Raw genomic sequence first — 1,209 nt, 5'->3', positions numbered from 1 at the left:
TGGACCTGCCCCCAGATGTGATCCACGGCTTATGCAACTTTCCGGGCTAGGTAAGTTTGTCGGGCGAAGGCGTTCGGCGTCAAGCCGCCGAGCGCCGTATGCGGTCTGGTCTCATTGTAATCTCTCCTCCAATCTTCGATCCGCTCCCGGGCGTCGGCCATGGAGAGGAACCACGAGGCATTCAGGCACTCTGCCCGCAAGCGGCTGTTGAACGCCTCGATATACGCATTGTCTGTGGGCGTTCCGGGCCGCGAGAAGTCTATTTCCACTCGGTTCAGATACGCCCACTGATCCAAGGCTCGACCGGCAAATTCCGGACCATTGTCCACCCGCAGGCTCTTCGGCCGACCGCGGCTTCGAGCGATCTCATCGAGCGCCTCCACGACCTGATAGGCCCGGAAACTCACTCGCGGGACGATCGCCAGTGACTCTCGCGTGTGGCAGTCCACCACCGTCAGGATCCGGAACGCACGGCCGTCGAAGAGCTGGTCGGCCATGAAGTCCATCGCCCAGACCTCGTTGGGACCACCCACCTCTGGACGTCCCTGCCGGTAGCGCCAGGCGCGCTTGCGCTTGGGTGCTTTGGGCCGGATCGACAAGCCCTCTTCACGGTAGAGGCGGTAGGTGCGCTTGTGGTTCACCGGCCAGCCCTCCCGCCGCAGCAGAATGTGCAGCCGGCGATAGCCGTAGCGCACTCGGGCTGCTGCGAGCTCCTTGAGCCGCATCCGCAGCTCGACCTGCGGATCGGACCGCTTGCGATAGCGCTGCGAGGAGCGTTGGAAGCCGGTGGCCGAGCATGCCCGCCGTTCGCTGATGCCGTAGGCCTTCTGCAGATGGCCTGCGACCTCGCGCCGAACGACGGGCTTCACCACTTTCTTTTGAGCACGTCCTGCAACATGGTCTTGTCCAAGGTCAGATCCGCCACGAGCTTCTTGAGCCGAGCGTTCTCATCCTCGAGCTGCTTAAGGCGGCGGATCTCGGCTACCCCTATGCCGGCGAACTGCTTCTTCCATCGGTAGAAGGTTGGCTCGGTGATGCCCATCTTGCGGATCACCTCGCCCACCGGCGTGCCGCTTTCCGCCTGCCGCAGGGCAAAGGCGATCTGTTCTTCCGTATACCGTGACCTCTTCATGGCACTGACCCTCCTCAAGGATCAAAATGCCCGAAAAAGTTGTCCTCCCAATGGACCAGTTTGACGGGTCAGGACCA

At 62.4% G+C, this 1,209-nt stretch carries 1 protein-coding gene; it reads right to left on the bottom strand.

Features of this window, described 5'->3' with window-relative positions:
• Positions 1-29: 29 nt before the first annotated feature.
• Positions 30-1,132 (bottom strand): IS3 family transposase gene (locus KBI52_RS01425; protein WP_210804860.1). Its coding sequence is split into 2 segments (ribosomal slippage): positions 30-871 and positions 871-1,132, totalling 1,104 coding nucleotides; the frame shifts between segments, so codons are not numbered across the junction.
• Between the last annotated feature and the right edge of the window lie 77 nt (positions 1,133-1,209).

This window comes from Microvirga sp. HBU67558, from assembly GCF_018069605.1.
GTDB lineage: Bacteria > Pseudomonadota > Alphaproteobacteria > Rhizobiales > Beijerinckiaceae > Microvirga > Microvirga terrae.
Note: the sequence above shows the minus strand (reverse complement) of the source record. Positions and strands in the feature narration are given on the sequence as shown.